At 61.8% G+C, this 17,408-nt stretch carries 14 protein-coding genes; 4 read left to right on the top strand and 10 right to left on the bottom strand.

Annotation, left to right across the window (positions count from 1 at the left end):
- Window positions 1-113 precede the first annotated feature (113 nt).
- From AACY42_RS22755 to AACY42_RS22745, 3 genes are all read right to left on the bottom strand, one after another.
- A complete protein-coding gene (locus AACY42_RS22755) occupies window positions 114-1,640 on the bottom strand; it encodes a SulP family inorganic anion transporter (RefSeq protein ID WP_339482457.1) in 1,527 nt (508 codons plus the stop codon).
- Window positions 1,641-1,731: 91 nt separating this feature from the next.
- The gene (locus tag AACY42_RS22750) at window positions 1,732-2,463 is read right to left on the bottom strand and encodes a carbonic anhydrase (RefSeq protein ID WP_339482456.1); all 732 of its coding nucleotides are present in this window, start codon (window positions 2,461-2,463) and stop codon (window positions 1,732-1,734) included.
- A 198-nt stretch (window positions 2,464-2,661) separates the two neighbouring features.
- Window positions 2,662-3,720 (bottom strand): PA0069 family radical SAM protein, encoded by a 1,059-nt coding sequence (locus AACY42_RS22745; RefSeq protein ID WP_339482455.1) that lies wholly within the window; start codon window positions 3,718-3,720, stop codon window positions 2,662-2,664.
- A gap of 182 nt (window positions 3,721-3,902) precedes the next feature.
- Here AACY42_RS22745 and AACY42_RS22740 point away from each other — a divergent pair, with 182 nt between their 5' ends.
- Window positions 3,903-4,583 carry a dual specificity protein phosphatase family protein gene (locus tag AACY42_RS22740; protein ID WP_339482454.1) on the top strand — a complete coding sequence of 227 codons (681 nt, stop codon included), beginning with the start codon at window positions 3,903-3,905 and terminating at the stop codon, window positions 4,581-4,583.
- Here the strand turns inward: AACY42_RS22740 and AACY42_RS22735 are convergent.
- The 3 genes from AACY42_RS22735 to prlC all read right to left on the bottom strand — a co-directional run bounded on the left by AACY42_RS22735 (window position 4,559) and on the right by prlC (window position 9,043).
- Window positions 4,559-6,574, bottom strand: a complete 2,016-nt coding sequence (locus AACY42_RS22735) for a M3 family metallopeptidase (RefSeq protein WP_339482453.1) — start codon at window positions 6,572-6,574, stop codon at window positions 4,559-4,561. The genes AACY42_RS22740 and AACY42_RS22735 overlap by 25 nt on opposite strands.
- A 112-nt stretch (window positions 6,575-6,686) precedes the next feature.
- Window positions 6,687-6,968: a YheV family putative zinc ribbon protein gene (locus AACY42_RS22730; protein ID WP_339482451.1), complete on the bottom strand. Its 282-nt coding sequence runs from the start codon at window positions 6,966-6,968 to the stop codon at window positions 6,687-6,689.
- Window positions 6,965-9,043, bottom strand: coding sequence for an oligopeptidase A (gene prlC / locus AACY42_RS22725; protein WP_339482450.1), 2,079 nt, complete (start codon window positions 9,041-9,043; stop codon window positions 6,965-6,967). The genes AACY42_RS22730 and prlC overlap by 4 nt, the downstream gene beginning before the upstream one ends.
- A 72-nt stretch (window positions 9,044-9,115) precedes the next feature.
- On the opposite strand from prlC, the gene AACY42_RS22720 reads away from it, so the two are divergent.
- Both AACY42_RS22720 and AACY42_RS22715 read left to right on the top strand, forming a co-directional pair.
- Window positions 9,116-9,661 (top strand): gamma carbonic anhydrase family protein, encoded by a 546-nt coding sequence (locus AACY42_RS22720; RefSeq protein ID WP_339482448.1) that lies wholly within the window; start codon window positions 9,116-9,118, stop codon window positions 9,659-9,661.
- 27 nt (window positions 9,662-9,688) lie between these two features.
- Window positions 9,689-10,339, top strand: a complete 651-nt coding sequence (locus tag AACY42_RS22715) for an HAD family hydrolase (protein ID WP_339482447.1) — start codon at window positions 9,689-9,691, stop codon at window positions 10,337-10,339.
- 40 nt (window positions 10,340-10,379) lie between these two features.
- On the opposite strand, the gene AACY42_RS22710 is transcribed toward AACY42_RS22715, so the two are convergent.
- The 4 genes from AACY42_RS22710 to aspA all read right to left on the bottom strand — a co-directional run bounded on the left by AACY42_RS22710 (window position 10,380) and on the right by aspA (window position 16,004).
- Complete coding sequence (locus AACY42_RS22710; protein ID WP_339482446.1) at window positions 10,380-11,372, bottom strand: AraC family transcriptional regulator; 993 nt, start codon at window positions 11,370-11,372, stop codon at window positions 10,380-10,382.
- 127 nt (window positions 11,373-11,499) lie between these two features.
- On the bottom strand, window positions 11,500-12,504 hold the full coding sequence (locus AACY42_RS22705) for an asparaginase (protein ID WP_339482444.1): 1,005 nt from the start codon (window positions 12,502-12,504) through the stop codon (window positions 11,500-11,502).
- A 135-nt stretch (window positions 12,505-12,639) separates the two neighbouring features.
- Entirely contained in the window at window positions 12,640-14,091 is a 1,452-nt protein-coding gene (locus tag AACY42_RS22700) for an alanine/glycine:cation symporter family protein (protein WP_339482443.1), read from the bottom strand.
- Between the two features lie 488 nt (window positions 14,092-14,579).
- On the bottom strand, window positions 14,580-16,004 hold the full coding sequence (aspA, locus tag AACY42_RS22695; protein WP_339482442.1) for an aspartate ammonia-lyase: 1,425 nt from the start codon (window positions 16,002-16,004) through the stop codon (window positions 14,580-14,582).
- A gap of 179 nt (window positions 16,005-16,183) precedes the next feature.
- Between aspA and AACY42_RS22690 the strand changes: the two genes are divergently transcribed.
- Window positions 16,184-17,101 (top strand): LysR substrate-binding domain-containing protein, encoded by a 918-nt coding sequence (locus tag AACY42_RS22690; protein WP_339482441.1) that lies wholly within the window; start codon window positions 16,184-16,186, stop codon window positions 17,099-17,101.
- Window positions 17,102-17,408: the final 307 nt, after the last annotated feature.

The following is a 17,408-nucleotide window of genomic DNA, read 5'->3' as shown; positions in this document are numbered from 1 at the left end:
TGAAACCCCTGTGGGAGCGGGCTTGCTCGCGAAGGCAGAGTGTCAGGCAGCATTTGGCTAACTGATCCACCGCTTTGGCGAGCAAGCCCGCTCCCACATTTGGACTTGAGGTGTCAGGCAGAGGCGGCGCCAACCCCTACGGTGGTACGCAACCGCCCTTCCAATCGGCGCTTGAGCCCGCGGGATTCGATCAGCAGCTTCGAACCCTTGCTGGCATTCGCCCGGCCCCATTCTTCCAGCAACTCCAGGCACGAGTGGTCGATGTAGCTCAGGTTATTGAGCGGCACATGCACGGTCGCACCCGTCGGTATGGAGCCCAGCACCTGGGTCAACGCCGGCACCTTGAGGAAGGTGGCTGCCCCGACCAGTCGCAGTTCCATCTCACCTTCCTGGGGCAGGTCGATCAGGCTGATTTTCAGCCGTGAGGCTTTCCAGGCCAGTTTCGCCAGGGTCAGGCCGAAACCGATCAGCACACCGGTCAGCAGGTCGGTGAAGACGATCGCCAGCGCCGTTGCGGCGTAGGTGAACATCGGCATCCGGCCATAGCGGCCCAGGCTGCGAAACGCCTTGAGGTCCACCAGTTTGAAACCGGTGTACACCAACACCCCCGCCAGGCTCGCCACCGGAATGCTTTGCAGCACGCTGGACAGCAACAGCACGAAGAGCAACAACCATAGGCCGTGGAAAATCGTCGACATCCGCGTGGTGGCCCCGGCCTGGACGTTGGCCGAGCTGCGCACGATCACCCCGGTCATCGGCAGGGCGCCGAGCAGGCCGCAGAGCATGTTGCCGATACCTTGCGCCGACAGTTCCCGGTCGAAGTCCGCACGATCACCGCTGTGCATGCGGTCCACGGCGGCCGCCGACAGCAGGGTTTCGGCGCTGGCGATGAAGGCGACAGCGAATGCGGCGATCAGCAGCGTCGGGTCGGCCAGGTTCAGCAGGTCCGCCGGGCGCAGCCAATCAATGGCTTCGGCGAGGTTCTCGGGAACTTCCACGCGCTTGACCTGCAAGGCCAGCATCAGGCTGGCGATGGTCGCCAAGCCGACACCGAGCAACGCGCCGGGAATGAAGCGCAGGCTGTGGGGGCGAAATTTTTCCCACAACCACATCACCGCGATCGTCGACAAACCGAGCAGCCCGGCCTGCCAGCCGAAGGACGGCAATGCCTGGGCCACGGCCGCCGGGAACGCCGTCAGGTTATCCAGCCCGGACGGCTTGGGCGCCGCGTCGAGCATCACATGGACCTGGGACAACACGATCAGCACGCCGATACCTGCCAGCATCCCGTACACCACCGCAGGCGCGGTGACCCTGAACCAGCAGCCCAGGCGAAAGCGCCCGGCCAACAATTGCAGCAGACCGGCCAGCAGCAGGATCGGCCCGAGCATGGCCACGCCATGCTGGCGCACCAATTCGAAGACCAACACCGCCAAGCCGGCGGCCGGGCCACTGACTTGCAGCTTGGAACCTGCCAGGAAACCCACCACCAGGCCACCGATGATGCCAGTAATCAGGCCCTTGGCCGGTGGCAGGCCGGAGGCGATGGCAATGCCCATGCACAAGGGCAGCGCCACCAGGAACACAACCACTGAAGCCAACAGCTCCCGTGGCAGAACAGTTTTTAATTGAGCACGCATGGCGACTCTCCCGAAATTTTCTTCAGGCATGGCGAAACCCTACCGCGCAAATAGCGGTAAGGCTGAACCACACAAGGATGTTTAGGAGCGGTTAGAAGCGCGCTTTGGGCGTCGCCACCGGTATTGGATGGCTGCCATCGAGCGGCAGGAAACGTCCCTGGTCCGCGTCGTAGGCTTTGATCTCGCTGGTCTCGATGTTGTACACCCAGCCATGGATGAACAACTGACCATTGGCCATGCGCGATGCGACCGAGGGATGCGTTCGCAAATGCTGCAACTGTGCGATCACGTTCTCTTCGGTGAGGATCGGCATGGTCTGTTTTTCGTCGCCACACGGACAGTTGTCGTGGACCATGGTCTTGGCCACTTCGGCGTGGCGCAGCCAGGCCTTGACCGTGGGCATTTTTTCCAGGGTGTCGGGGTTGAGCACGGCACGCATGGCGCCGCAATCGGAATGGCCGCAGACAATGATGTGCTGCACGCCGAGGGCCAGTACGGCGTATTCGATGGCGGTGGAGACGCCGCCGTTCATTTGCCCGTAAGGCGGCACGACGTTGCCGACGTTACGGGTTACGAACAGGTCGCCGGGGGAGCTATGGGTGATCAACTCGGGCACGATGCGCGAATCGGCGCAGGTGATGAACATCGCCCGGGGTTTCTGGGCGGTGGCGAGTTTCTTGAAGAGTTCTTCCTGTTGCGGAAAGATCTCGTGATGGAAATGCAAAAAGCCGTCAACAATATGCTGCAGCGCTGCATCGGCGGTTTCCGCCTCGGGTAGGGCTGGAGCCGACACAGCCAACGGCTGTTTATCCTTGTCACTCATGATTCATCCTCGTTGAGACGCCAGTGGCTGGTTAAAAAATATCCAGGTCGAGGTGTTCGACCCGTCAGTCACTCGAAGAACAAGGTAGCGGCCGAAACTTAACTCAAACTGAAATCGAAGGCTCTAGGACGACGATTACAGGGGTGGCGAAACACTGGCGCAGATCATCTCCAGCAGCCGTTCCACGGTCAACTTCAATCAGATCAAAGACATTTGTCGGCCCGGCGGACAGAAGGCATCGCAATCAAGATTGTATCCGTCGCGGCGCTCAAGCCCCAAGCGCTTGAGGGCCTTGGCGAAACGTTGGGCCAGCAGGTCGGCGAACGGCCCTTCGCCGCGCATCCGCGCCCCGAAACGGCTGTCATACAGCTCACCACCGCGGCTCTGGCGCACCAGGCTCAGCACGTGGGCGGCGCGTTGCGGGTAGTGCGCCTGTAACCACTGCTCGAACAGCGGCGCGACTTCCAGCGGCAGGCGCAGCATGACGTAGGCGGCATTCTGTGCGCCGGCGGCGTGGGCTTCGGCCAGCAGGCGCTCGATCTCGCTGTCATTGATCATCGGGATCATCGGTGCACACAGCACCCCCACGGCAATGCCCGCCTCGCGCATGACCTTGATCGCCCGCAACCGGGCCTTGGACGCCGCCGCGCGGGGTTCGAGAATACGCTTGAGCTCATCGTCCAGGGTGGTGAGGCTGATCATCACGTGCACCAGGCGTTGTTGCGCCAGCGCGGTCAGCAGGTCCAGGTCGCGCAGGATCAGCGAACCCTTGGTGACGATGGTCACCGGGTGCCGATAGCGCAGCAGCACCTCGAGAATCCGGCGGGTTATCCGTTGTTCGCGTTCGATAGGCTGGTAGGGGTCGGTGTTGGAACCCAGTGCGATTGGCGCGCATTGATAGCCGCGCCGGGACAATTGTTCTTCCAGCACATCGGCGGCATTGGTCTTGGCGATCAGCTTGGTTTCGAAATCGAGCCCCGGCGACAGGTCCCAATAGGCATGGCTGGGCCGCGCATAGCAGTAGATGCAACCGTGTTCGCAGCCTCGGTATGGGTTGATCGAGCGGTCGAAAGGGATATCGGACGAGGTGTTGCGGGTAATGATGGTCTTCGCCGTTTCGATGCGCACTTCGGTGCCTTGGGTCAGCGGGACTTCCTGATACCAGCCGTCATCCTCGGCCACCGAGCGACTCGGGGCGAAGCGGTTGTGCGGGTTGGTCGCGGTGCCGCGGCCGCGGGGTGGCAGGGAGGGGGGCATGGGAGTACTCCAAAAGCTGTATGTGCATACAGTATTCGTTGCATTCGAATAAGACCAGTGCCATTCAGCAGCCCGAGTCCCCGATCATCGTTCACAACGCTTTGACGTTCTCCTCACAGGCTTTTAACCGCTGCGAGCCGAAACTGTTGATCTCGCATTCCTTCGTTTTCGGTCGTCCGTGCATGCTCAAGCTCTGTTCCCGTTCACTGCTCTGCCTGGCCCTGCTCATCGGGCTCGCCGAGATCCGCGCCCAAGCGGCCAATACCCCTGACGCGAGGCCCGCTGAATGGGCGCAGCCGGTGGAAAAGGACTACAACCTCTACCAGATGTCACCGACGCTCTACCGCAGCTCCCTGCCGGACGGCGCGGCGGTGCCCTTGCTGACGAAGCTCAGGATCGGCACGGTCATCAACTTCCTGCCAGAGTCGGACAAGCGCTGGCTGTCCACCCCCGGCATCGAGCAAGTGCAGTTGCCCTACCGCACCAATCACGTTGATGACGCCGACATACTCAGGGCTCTGCGCGCCATCCAGGCGGCCGAAGCCAAGGGACCGGTGCTGATGCACTGCAAGCACGGCTCGGACCGCACCGGGCTGGTGGCCGCCATGTACCGGGTGGTGGTGCAGGGCTGGAGCAAAGAGGACGCCTTGAACGAAATGACCGAAGGGGGCTTCGGTGACAGTCATCACTTCAAGGACGGCGTGCGCTACATGATGCAGGCCGATGTCGACAAACTCCGCGTGGCGCTGGCGAATGGCGATTGCAGCACCAGCGTCTTTGCCCTGTGCTCCCTGGAAAGTTGGGTCAACTCGACCACGACGACGCGTCACCTCGATCCTCAGGTCCTTGCACCCGCACGATGATCGGTCGCCTGCATGAACGCGGCGATGGATTCGGACAACGGTCGTGAGTCACCCGCTTCGTATATCGCTTGGCGCAACGCCCGGCCTGTGGCCCTTTCGAACAATCCATTACGCTTGAAGCGCTGGAACACCCGCTCGGCCAAGTCTTGCGACCAGATGTAAGCATAGAGGCCGGCGCCATAACCGGTGACCATGTAATCCAGACCGTTGGGCCAGCGCTCGTTGGCGGATGCTGGTAAATGCCCGACTTGTGCGCTGATCTGGTCGAACACTTGCTGGGCTGTGCGCCCATCGCCGTGGCTGCGGTGCAACTCCATATCGAATAGTGCATCGCGCAATGACCTGGCGCTCTGCCAACTGGTTTGAGTGGTGAGGTACATCAACAACTGATCGGCAATAGGGTCCGGCAGGGGAGCCCCGGTCTGGTGATGCCTGGCTATCCGGAGCAGGCATTGCCTGGAGAGGCACCAGCGCTGCAGCAGGTTTCCGGCAAACTCAGCGGCGTCCCGGGACAGCTCGGAAATGCCCGAGATGTCGCGATAGTCCGCTCGACTCAGGACATGGTGCAAGCAATGGCCGAACTCATGAAACAGGATGCTCAGGTGCCGGTGGTCCAGCAGCACCGGGTTCGAATCGGAGCCGCGCGGCAACCAGGCATGCAACGTCGCGACGGGGTAGCGCGGTCGGCCCTCGGCCGTGATGCGGTGGTTTCGCAGGGGGGAGGTGTGGGGATAACCGTTGAGTCTTCCATTTTCAAATGGATCGAAATAAATAAATCCGAGGGTATCGCCCCGCTCGTGGATTTCAAACACGCGAACCTGCGCATGCCAGGTGGACAGATCCTGTCGCTCGGTGAAATCGATGCCGAACAGATCGTGGGCGATCAGCAGCAATTGGTAAAAAGTTGATCTCAGCTCAAACCAGGCGCTAGCCGTCTGTTCTGAAACCCCTGTCGTTTGCCGACGAATTTTTTCCGCCAAGTACTGATAATCCCAAGGCTGGAGTTCGCCGAAGCCTTCCTGTCCAGCGAAGGTCTTTAACTGGTCGGCGTCCTGCTCGAATACCTGTTGTTGCCGCCCAAGCTTTTCCATCAGGAACGACATGACCTGCTCCGGCGACTGTGCCTGCTCCGGCTCGATCGCCAATTGGGCGTAATTCGAATAGCCCAGCAGGATGGCGGTTTGATGACGGTCCTTGAGCAACTGCCGCAGTACCTCGCCATTGTCGAAGATGCCGGCATCTGGTCCTTGATCCGAAGCGCGATGGCTATAAGCGATATAGATTTGCTCGCGCAGAACGCGATCCTCAGCATAACGAGTGACTATGCGAAACGATTCGTCCGTCAGCTTCAACAACCACCCTGTGCGACCTTTTTCACGTGCGTGCTCGGCCATTTGCTCTTTGAAAAACGGCGGCAAGCCCCGCAATCGAGCCTCATCGTCGAACGTTTGGCTCCAGGCCTTGTTGGCCTCTTCCAAATGCTTCATGAACAACATTTCGGCGCCACGGATACGCAGTTTCAGATCTTTCAAAGCGGCTTGTACGTCGGGTGCGAGTGAGTTCGGGCGAAGCCGCCGCAGGATTTTAGCCAGCGTTCTTTTTCTCGCGGGTGAGAAATGCACGGCTATCTGACTGTCAGCCAGGCGTTGATAGAGCTGGGACAACTCGAGATTTTGACTCAGTGTGCGGCGGAAATTATTCAGTCGTTCCCGACAATCGTCTGAAACCTGCTCCCAGGCGTCTGCGGTCCAGGTTGAGGCCAGGCGATCCAGCACGTAGCCGAAACCTCTCAGCCGCGCATGGATTTCATCCATGGCCAGCACCAAGTCATCCCAAGTGGGATAGGGCGTTTGAGTTCTGATGATCTCGGCCACTTGAGCGCGGCTTTCGGCGATGATCTGGTCGAGGGCGGGGGGGAAATGTTCGGCTTGAATTTCTGAGAAGGGCGGCAGGACATGGGGCTGTAGCAGTGGGTTACTGGCGTGGCGCATGGAGACTTCCTGTCAATCTGGACGTGTCAGGCCAGTCTGAAGAGGAAGGGATTTGACGCTGCGGTATATATGTATCGCTTCCGGGCCGTGGGGCCCGGAAGGTGATACCGGATCATTCCGTCGGTTTTTTCTTCAACTTGGGGTTGGGGAAAAACTGCACGGCCTGGACCTTGGCGTCCGGCACCTTGAGCGCCGAGGTATTGACCCGGGTGCCCAATTCCTTGGGCACCGACAGGCCTTGCTCGTTGAGTGTGTCGCAATAACCGCAGGCCACACATTCACGGTGCGGCACGCCGTCTTCGTTCCACATCATCAATTTGTCCGGCTCGCTGCAGGCCGGGCAGACCGCCCCGGCGATAAAGCGCTTTTTGGTAATCACAGGTCCCTCGCTCATGCTGCCGCGTCCTCGGTCAGGCCGCTGTGGCGCAAGAGTGCGTCAATCGACGGCTCACGGCCCCGGAAGTCGACGAACAGCACCATCGGCTCCTGCGAGCCACCGCGCGCCAGGATCGCCTCACGGAAGGCGCGCCCGGTGTCAGCGTTGAGCACGCCGTCCTCTTCGAACCTGGAGAACGCATCGGCCGACAACACTTCTGCCCATTTGTAGCTGTAGTAACCCGCCGCGTAGCCGCCGGCGAAGATGTGGGCGAAGCTGTTGGGGAAGCGGTTATAGGCCGGTGGACGCATGACCGACACTTCGTCGCGCACGCCCTCGAGCACTTGCAGCACGCTACGGCCGTCGCCGTGGGTGGCGTGCAGCTCGAAGTCGAACAGCGAGAACTCCAGCTGGCGGACCATCATCAGGCCGGACTGGAAGTTTTTCGCCGCGAGCATTTTTTCCAGCAGGTCCTGGGGCAGCGGCTCGCCGGTTTCGTAGTGGCCGGAAATCAGCGCCAGGCCTTCAGGTTCCCAGCACCAGTTTTCCATGAACTGGCTTGGCAGCTCCACGGCATCCCAGGCCACGCCGTTGATGCCGGACACGCCGGCGTGTTCGACGCGGGTCAGCAGGTGGTGCAGGCCATGGCCGAATTCGTGGAACAGGGTGGTGACTTCATCGTGGGTCAGCAGGGCCGGTTTGCCACTGTCGGCCGGGGTGAAGTTGCACACCAGGTTGGCCACCGGGCTTTGCAGGACGCCGTCGATGGTGCGACGACGGTCGCGGGCGCCGTCCATCCAGGCCCCGCCACGCTTGTTGGCGCGGGCGTAGAGGTCAAAGAAGAAGCGGCCGACGTGCTGGCCGTTCTCCTTGATTTCGAACAGGCGCACGTCCGGGTGCCAGGTGTCGAAGCCTTTCAGTTCGGCGATCTCGATGCCGTAGAGGCGTTGCACGATGGCGAACAGGCCGCCCAGTACCTTGTCGATCGGGAAGTACGCACGCAGCGCTTCCTGGGCCACGCTGTAACGCTGCTGGCGCAGTTTTTCACCGTAGAAACCGCTGTCCCAGCTTTGCAGGTCGGGGCAGCCCTGTTCGGCGGCGAAGGCCTTGAGTTGTTCCAGGTCCAGGGCGGCGAATGGCTTGCTGCGCTTGGCCAGGTCCCGCAGGAAACTGAGGACCTGATCGCTGGATTCGGCCATCTTGGTGGCCAGGCTCAACTCGGCGAAGTTGGCGAAGCCGAGCAGTTGGGCCAGCTCCTGGCGCAGGTCGAGGATCTGTTCCATCACCGGGCCGTTGTCGTTCTGGTCGGCATTCGGGCCCTGGTCCGACGCGCGAGTGCAGTAGGCGGCGTAGACTTCTTCACGCAGGGCGCGGTCTTCGGCGTAGGTCATTACTGCGTAATAGCTGGGGAACTCCAGGTTGATCAGCCAGCCGTCCAGCTCTTTGGCCTGGGCAGCGGCGGCCATTTGTGCCTTGGCCGAGTCGGTCAGGCCGGCGAGGGCGGCCTCAAAGGTGACGTGCTTGGTCCAGGCCTGAGTCGCGTCCAGCAGTTGATTGGAGAAGCGGCTGCCCAGCTCGGACAGTTTGCTCTGTACCTCGGCATAGCGCTTCTGCTGCTCGGGCGGCAGGTCGATACCCGACAGGCGGAAGTCACGCAGGGAATGTTCCAGGATGGTTTTCTGCGCGACGTCGAAGTCGGCGGCTTCAGGGCTGTTCGCCAGGGCTTCAAAGGCCTGGAACAGCTCGCGGTTCTGGCCCAGCTCGGTGGAGTAGGCACTCAGCGCCGGCAGGCAGGCCTCGTAGGCTTCGCGCAGTTCAGGGCTGTTGCGCACCGCGTTCAAATGGCTGACCGGGCTCCAGGCAGCGCCCAGGCGATCATTGAGCTCGTCCATCGCCAAGACCAGGCCGGCCCAGGTAGGCTGCTGGACTTGGGTCTTGAGGAGTTCGGTGATGGCGGCGCGGTTGTCAGCCAGGATCTGCTCGATGGCCGGTTGCACGTGCTCGGCACGGATCGCCGAGAATGGCGGCAGGTCATAGGGCTGTAAAAGAGGGTTGTTCACGCTCACGGTCGACACCTTGGCTGGAAGAAACATGGGCCCATCTTAATTACAATCGACGTTCACCGCAGCTAGCAGCGCCTATCACCGGATAAGAGAGAGCCTATCGTGACCCTTCGCACGTACCAGAACCACCGCCCGCGGCTAGCCCGTGGCGCTTTTGTCGACAGCACCGCAGTGGTGATCGGCGACGTTGAAATCGGCGAAGACAGCTCCGTCTGGCCGCTGACAGTCATTCGCGGTGACATGCACCGCATCCGTATCGGTGCGCGTACCAGCGTCCAGGATGGTTGTGTGCTGCACATCACCCACGCCGGCCCCTTTAACCCCGAGGGTTTCCCGTTGCTGATCGGCGACGACGTGACCGTCGCCCACAAGGTCATGCTCCATGGTTGCTCCGTGGGCAGCCGGGTCCTGATCGGCATGGGCAGCATCGTCATGGACGGCGCGGTGGTCGAAGACGATGTGATCATCGGTGCCGGCAGCCTGGTACCGCCGGGCAAGCGTCTGGAAAGCGGTTTTTTGTATGTGGGCAGCCCGGTGAAGCAGGCCCGGCCGCTGACGGACAAGGAGCGCGCCTTCTTCACCTACAGCGCGGCGAACTACGTGAAGCTCAAGGACCTGCATCTGGCCGAAGGCTACGACCAGGACTGAATCGCCCCGCCACTTCCAGGAAAGTTCATGCATTACCCAACCGTACTGTTCGACCTCGACGGCACCCTCACTGACCCCCGCGAGGGCATCACCCGTTCGATCCAATTCGCCTTGAGCAAACTGGGCATCGACGAACCCGACCTGACCCGCCTCGAGCCTTTCATCGGCCCGCCGCTGTTGCAGGCCTTCATGCAGTTTTATGACTTCGACGAAGCGAAGGCCTGGGAAGCGGTGAATTTCTATCGCGAACGCTTTAAGGTCACTGGGCTGTATGAAAACCGCGTCTTTGATGGCGTGATGCCGTTGCTGGAAACCTTGGGCGGCCAAGGGCGCCAGTTGTACATAGCCACCTCCAAACCCTGGGTCTTCGCCCGGGAAATCGCCCGCCACTTCGACTTCGCCCGGCACTTCAAGGTGATCTACGGCAGCGAACTGGACGGCACCCGCTCCAATAAAGTCGAGCTGATCGCCCACCTGCTGGCCGAAGAAGGCCTCGACCCGGCCAGCACCCTAATGATCGGTGACCGCAAACACGACCTGATCGGCGCCCGCAGCAATGGCTTGGGTGCGGCGGCGGTGGGGTATGGGTTTGGCAGCCATGAAGAACTCAGCGCCGAGGCCCCGGCGTATCACTTCGAGACGGTGGATGCGTTGCATCAGGCGTTTTTGCGGGGTTAGTCATATTGCCATCGCGGGCAAGCCTTGCTCCCACAGGGCGTCAGGCCCTGAACTGGCTGGGCGCCACCCCGCTCCAGCGCACGAAGGCATGACGGAAGCTGGCGGTTTCACTGAAGCCCAGTCGTTCGGCGATTCGGTAGATCGGCAATTGGTCCTCGCAGAGCATCTGCTTGGCCCGTTCGAAGCGCAGTTCGTCCAGCAGTTCCTGGTAGCTGCAGCCCAGGTCCTTGAGGTGGCGCCGCAAGGTGCGGGCCGAGCAGTTCATTTGTTCGGCCAGGCCTTCCAGCCCGGGGGCGGCGTCCAGTTGGGTGTCGAGCAACTGGCGGATCCGACCCAGCCAGGCCTGGCGTCCGGTGAACTCGGTGTTTTGTCGGCGGCAGCGCTCAGCCATGGCGTGATGGGTGATGGGGTCGGCCAGGGGCAAGGGTTGGTCGAGCCAGTGGCGCTCGAAGGCGAACGCGTTATCGACGCTGTCGAAGCGCACCGGGCAATCGAAGAGCGCGGCGTAGCGCGCCTGGTAATCGGGGGCCGGATGTTCGAAGCGCGCAGCGTGCAAGGGCAGTGCATGGCCAAGGAGGTCGTTACAGATGATCTTCAACGAAACCATGCAGAACTCGGCATTGAACGCCGCCAGGGCCGGGCTCTCCCGATAATCGCTGGCGCTGAACCAGATGCACTGGCCGTCATCGTCCAGGTTCAGCTCGAAGAGTGTTCCCAATAGCGCCGGATAGTGCAGCGCCAGGCGCAAGGCGTCACCTAAGGTGGCACTGGTCAGCAGCGCATAGCCGAGCATGCCGTAGGACGAAACGTGCATGCGCAGGCCCAGCTCCAGGCCGATGTCGCGCTTGAGGGCGACGGCGTTGGCGCAGACCTGCATCTCCTGGTTGGTGGTGATACGCGTATCGGCCCGGCTCAGGTCCGCCGTGCTGATGCCGCTGCCGGCGAGCAATGCCTCACTGGATAGCCCTTGGTTCTTGAAGGTGCTCAGCACCAGGGAGACGGCGTTGAGGGTGGTGAGGTGGGAATGAAGCATGTCCGTTTCCAGCCTGGGGAAGGCTGGAAACGGAGCAAGTTACATGCCGGGTGAACATCGGAAGGTCAGCACAGCATCCAATGTGCGAGCCTGTGGGAGCAAAAACTCCCACAGGGTTTGTCGGGTGTCAGCTCAGCTCGCCACACAGGTCCAGCTCTACCAGCCGCCGAACTTCTTCCACCGGCAGCCCCGCGCCAATCAAGGCCTGCAGCTTGCCGAACGCGGCTTCGCGGGTCATGCCACCGCCAGACAACACCCCGACACCCCGCAAGCGGCTGCCAGCTTCATAGACATCCAGCTCGACGCCCCCTTCGTGGCATTGGGTCACCGCCACGACCACCACGCCGCTGTCCCGCGCCCGCTCGAGGCTGGCGAGGAAGGCCGGGTTTTCGCTCGGCCCGGTGCCGCTGCCGTAACATTCCAGCACCAGGCCCTGGAGGCCGCTGCCCAGCAGGCCATCCAGGATCTCGGCGCTGATGCCGGGAAACAACGGCAGCGCCGCGATGTTCGCCAGTTGCTTGGGCTGGTTGTAATTCAACTGCGCCGGCAGGGAGGACACCTGGGTGCCGCCGCCCTGGCGTTCCAGGCGCTTGAACGGGTGGCGACCGAAGCTACGCACCTTCGCGCAACGGGTCGGCGCCAGCAGTTCACCGTGGAAGTACAGGTGCACGCCCGGCGCCAGGCCTTGGCCGAGGGCGACCAGCGCGCCGCTGAGGTTTTCCCAGGCGTCGCTGTCGGTCACGCCGGCGGGCAGCATGGAACCGGTGAAGCAGACCCGCGCATGCAAGCCCAGCAGTTGGAAACTCATCGCCGCGGCGCTGTAGGCCAGGGTGTCGGTGCCGTGCAGGATCAACACGCTGTCGCAGCCTTGCACGTCCACGGCATCAACCACCGCTTCGCGCAGTTGCTGCCAGTAAGCCGGGGTCATGTTGGCGCTGTCGATCAGCGGCGACATTTCCCGGAAGCGCCATTGCGGCACGACGAGTTCGGGTTGGCTGTGCAGGTAATCACGCATCCGCGCTTCGAAACCGGATGCCGGGGCCAGGCCGTGGGCGCTGGCCTGCATGCCGATGGTGCCGCCGGTATAGAGCACCATGACGTGCTGGGCGGCAGGGTAGGTCAAGCCATTCATGGGGTTGTTCTCCGAGGACGAAAACGGCAGCTTGGGTTAGCTGCCACAACATAAGGTCGAGCATGACGCCGACCTTAGGCTGTGTCACGCCGGGCGCAGGGGATGCGCCCGGTTCTTTCCAAACAGCTTTACCGATCAGCGTTGCGCTGCGGTCAGGCCAGCAACAGCGGCGTCAGGTTTGGCAACCGGTGCCGCTGGGTTGGCAGGCCAAGCCTTGCGGTCCAGATCCAGGTCCGGGAACTTGCTGGAGTCAAAGACAGGGGTCTTGATGCCAGCCGAACGTTGCTCATCGTAGTCACGCAGGATGCGCATGCCGACCTTGAACAGCAGGAACAGCGCGATCAGGTTCACGAACGCCAGCAGCGTCATGGTGATGTCGGCGAAGGCGAACACGGTGCCGAGGTTTTCGATGGCGCCCCAGAAAATCAGGACCAGGACCAGCGCACGGTAGGCGATCAGGGCCTTGCGGTTTTCACCCAGCATGAAGCGCAGGTTGTTCTCGCCCAGATAGTAGTTGTAGAGGATCGAGGTGAACACAAACAAGGACAGGGCCACGGAGATGAATATCCGTCCCCAGTCACCCACGACGGCCGCCAGGGCGTTCTGGGTCAGGGCAATGCCGTCGCCTTCGAAGCCTGGGGTGTAGAAGCCCGACAGCAGGATCAGCAGCGCGGTGCAGGTGCAGATCAGGAAGGTGTCCAGGAATACGCTGAACGCCTGTACTACGCCCTGGGCTACCGGGTGCTCGACCGACGCGACGGCGGCCACGTTAGGCGCGCTGCCCAGGCCGGCTTCGTTGGCGAACACGCCACGCTTGACGCCCATGACGATGGCGCTGCCGATCAGGCCGCCAAAGGCCTGGTCCAGACCGAAGGCGCTTCTGACGATGGTCGCCAGCATCTCCGGTACATGTTCGAACTGCAGCACGATCACGTAGAGGGTCACGCCGATGTACGCCAGGGTCTTGACCGGTACCAGCAGGTCGGCCACCTTGGCGATGCGCTTGATCCCGCCGATGAACACCAGGCCCAACAGTACCGCCAGGCCCAGGCCGGTGTAGGTGGTGTCGAAGCCGAAGGCGTTGTTCAGGGAATGGGTGACGGCGTGGGCTTGCAGGCCGTTGAAGGCGAAGCCGAAGGTGACCAGCAGCAGGACCGCCATGATCATGCCCAACCAGCGCTTTTGCAGGCCGTGCTGGATGTAATAGGACGGGCCGCCACGGAACTGGCCTTCGGAGTCGCAGCGCTTGTAGAGCTGGCCGAGGGAGCACTCGAAGAAGCTGCTGGACATGCCGACCAGAGCGGTCACCCACATCCAGAACACCGCACCAGGACCACCGAGGGTCACGGCGATGCCGACACCGGCGATGTTACCCGCGCCGACACGACCGGCCAGGCTGAGCATCAAGGCTTGGAAAGAACTGAGCTGGCCAGCACTGGCCTTCAGGCTGTCACGGAACACCGCGAACATATGAAAGAAGTGACGGAACTGGACGAAACGCGAGCGGATCGTGAAGTAGCTCCCGAGCCCGACGATGAGCGCAATCAGCACTTTCCCTGAGAGGAAGTCGTTGATGACTTCAAGCATGAGTATTCCTCGCTGTTTTTTGTTTAAGCAAATGCTGGCCATTTGGAAACATCACGTTACATCGGTCGGCGCGCGGCCCAACAGTTGAGGCGATGTTTCGTCCCGGTCCATTTTCGCGGGTTTGTTATTAGTTCGGTTTTCGCATGTTTAAGGGGTCCGCTGCAGACGACCACTCATGCGAAGAGGGGCGGCACTATACCTATCAGTGCGGTGCCCGTCTGCACAGTTGTGGTGCGTCCGACGAAACGAACCCTTTGAAACACCTGGCCTTTTGGTCAGGTTATTGTGGGGGCGAGCCTGCTCGCGTTGACTGGCGACGCGGTTTACAACGGGCAGCGCGTCGTTGTTTATCACGAGCAGGTTCCTTCCCACAGGTTCAGTCATCCTTTGCTGCTATCAATTAAAAAAAGGGCTTGGGGAAGATCCCCAAGCCCTCAAAAGGTGAGAGGTGTCTAGTCCCTCGACCTGGTGAGCGGTGGTCGTGTCGATCACGCTTTGAGCGGGACCAGACGCGGAGCAATCATGTTTTCCGGGCGCAGGATGTCGTCGAGCATGGCGTCGTCGAGCAAGCCTTCTTCGCGCACCAGTTCCAGCACGCCGCGGCCACTTTCCAGGGCAACACGGGCGATGCGGGTGGCGTTTTCATAGCCGATGTACGGGTTCAGGGCGGTGACCAGGCCGATCGAGTGCTCGACCAGTTCGCGGCAGCGTGCTTCGTTGGCGGTGATGCCGACGATGCAGTGCTCGCGCAGCATGTCCATGGCCCGTTGCAGCAGGCGGATCGAGTCGAAGATCTTGAAGGCGATCAACGGCTCCATCACGTTCAGTTGCAATTGACCGCCTTCGGCCGCGATGGTCAGGGCCAGGTCGTTGCCGATGATCTGGAATGCCACCTGGTTGACCGCTTCCGGGATCACCGGGTTGACCTTGCCGGGCATGATCGAACTGCCTGGCTGGCGGGCCGGCAGGTTGATTTCGTTGATGCCGGTGCGTGGGCCGCTGGACAGCAGGCGCAGGTCGTTGCAGATCTTCGACAACTTGACCGCGGTACGCTTGAGCATGCCGGAGAACAGCACGAAGGCGCCCATGTCGGAAGTGGCTTCGATCAGGTCGGCGGCCGGAACCAGCGGCTGGCCGCTGATGGTCGCCAGGCGCTGCACGGCCAGGGCCTGGTAGCGCGGGTCGGCGTTGATGCCGGTGCCGATGGCGGTGCCGCCCAGGTTCACTTCGGTGAGCAGTTCAGGCGCCAGGGTTTTCAGGCGCGCCAAGTCTTCGCTCAGGGTGGTGGCGAAGGCGCGGAATTCCTGGCCGAGGGTCATCGGCACGGCGTCTTGCAACTGGGTGCGACCCATTTTCAGGACGTGGCTGAATGCTTCACCCTTGGCCGCGAACGCCTGGATCAGGCTGTCGAGGCTGGCCAGCAAGGCGTCGTGACCCAGCAGCAGACCCAGGCGGATCGCGGTTGGGTAGGCGTCGTTGGTGGACTGCGCCATGTTCACGTCGTTGTTGGGGTGCAGGTACTGGTACTCGCCTTTCTGGTGGCCCATGGCCTCCAGCGCGATGTTGGCGATGACTTCGTTGGCATTCATGTTGGTCGACGTGCCGGCGCCGCCCTGGATCATGTCCACCACGAATTCTTCGTGGAAATCGCCGCGGATCAATCGTGCACAGGCTTCACTGATGGCGGCGTGCTTGGCTTCGCTGAGCTGGCCCAGTTCGCGGTTGGCGTCAGCGGCGGCCTGTTTGACCATTGCCAGACCGACCACCAGCTTAGGGTAATGCGAGATCGGGACGCCGGAGAGACGGAAGTTGTTTACCGCTCGCAGGGTCTGGATGCCGTAATACGCTTGCGCTGGTACTTCGAGTACGCCAAGCAGGTCTTTTTCTGTGCGGAAGGATGCAGCGGAGGACATGATGGAAATCATCTCGATAAGAACCCGGTCTGAGCCGGAACGCTGCGAATCCTAGGCTCTCGAAAAAAATAGGGCCAATGCTGTTAAGCACTGGCCTATGCATATTCGGCATAATGTTGGCGTGACGTCGGCGGTGCGACGAACGTGTGACCTGTTTTGGTGCGTGTAAGGGAGACGTGATGAATCTTGAAAGCAAATGGCTTGAGGACTTCAGTGCCCTGGCCGCTACCCGCAGTTTCTCCCAGGCGGCCGAGCGGCGTTTTGTGACGCAACCGGCCTTCAGCCGGCGAATCCGCAGCCTCGAGGCGGCGCTGGGGCTGACCTTGGTCAACCGTTCACGCACACCCGTCGAACTGACGGCGGCGGGGCAGTTGTTCCTGGTGACGGCGCGCACGGTGGTCGAGCAACTGGGTGAAGTGTTGCGCCATTTGCATCACCTGGAAGGCGGGCAGGGCGAAGTCATACAAGTGGCCGCTGCTCACTCCCTGGCGCTGGGCTTTTTTCCGCGCTGGATCGCGCAACTGCGCAACGAAGGAATGAACATCGCCACGCGGCTGGTGGCCACCAACGTCGGCGACGCCGTCCACGCCTTGCGTGAAGGGGGGTGCGACCTGATGCTGGCCTTCTACGATCCGGATTCGGCGATGCAGATGGACCCGGAGATCTTCCCATCGCTGCACCTGGGGCAGACTGAAATGCTGCCGGTGTGCGCCGCCGATGCCAACGGCAACCCGCTGTTCGACCTTGAAGGTGAGGCCAGCGTGCCGCTGCTGGCCTACAGCGCCGGGGCCTTCCTCGGGCGTTCGGTCAACCAGTTGTTGCGCCAGCGGGCGCTGCGTTTTACCACGATCTACGAGACGGCCATGGCCGATAGCCTCAAAAGCATGGCCCTGGAAGGCCTGGGCATCGCCTGGGTGCCGCACCTGAGCGTACGCGCCGAACTGGCCCGGGGCGAACTGGTGATCTGCGGCGGCTCGCAATGGCACGTGCCATTGGAGATCCGCCTGTACCGCTGCGCCCTGGTGCGCAAGGCCAATGTGCGGTTGTTGTGGCGCAAGCTCGAAGGTGGTGTAGCTCAGGGTGCCAACGGATCTTGAAAACAACGCAGAACCCTTTGTGTGAGCGGGCTTGCTCGCGAAGGCGGTGTGCCAGTCGCCCTCATCTTGGCTGACCCACCGCCTTCGTGAGCAAGCCCGCTCCACAAGGGAGTTGTGGTGATGGTTCGCTGACCTGAGAGTCAATAAAGCCGCCACTTCACCCCAAACGACAGATGGTCGGCGAAAGTGCGTTTAACGCACCATTTTCGGTATACTGCCCGGCCTTCGGTCGGTTCGCCCGGCCATAATTCGTACAACAAGCCACGCCGGTTTCCTGCGTGGCTTGTTGTTTTTTGACGCGCCTGCG

Origin of the sequence: Pseudomonas sp. RL_5y_Pfl2_73 (genome assembly GCF_963970515.1) — a bacterium.
Taxonomy (GTDB): Bacteria; Pseudomonadota; Gammaproteobacteria; order Pseudomonadales; family Pseudomonadaceae; genus Aquipseudomonas.
This window is presented reverse-complemented; position numbering and strand designations above follow the sequence as displayed.